The sequence below is a fragment of the Paenibacillus sp. 10L310 genome (assembly GCF_056395745.1).
Window position 1 is genome coordinate 1 of record NZ_JBFTKC010000072.1, and the last position, 421, is coordinate 421.

Genomic DNA, 421 nt, shown 5'->3' on the forward strand with positions numbered 1-421 from the left:
GAGGCCACTGAAAAACTTACGATTCTAATTTGTTAAGATCTATTTTAAATCAAAAAGGCTATATTTCGTTCACAATGGAGCGGAATATAGCCTTTTCTCTATCCTTTTACTTTGAGTCTTTCATGAGTGTAATGATTCGCTTGAGATTAACAGTAAATATRGCCATGGCACCTTGCATTTGCATGCCAACAAGACCCGAGGACGATGCAACATCATACCCGTGTCTATGCTTGAGTTCACTATTTTTCGCTTCAATTTTATAACGTTCTTTCGATTTTTCTTTGAAACCATCGCTATTTTGAAATGCCTCATGTTCCTTATGTTCGGTCGATTTGATGGTTACAGAATAGGTTTTACTTTTCGCACCTTCTTTATAGCACCCGTCTTTCATTGGGCATACTTTGCATTTTTCAATGTCAAA

Annotated in this window: 1 protein-coding gene; it reads right to left on the reverse strand. The window is 36.7% G+C overall.

All coding sequences use genetic code 11. The features are described from left to right. Window positions 1–106: 106 nt before the first annotated feature. The coding region (locus AC1DE7_RS31865) for a transposase (RefSeq protein ID WP_477535899.1) at window positions 107–421 on the reverse strand (315 nt) is incomplete at its 5' end.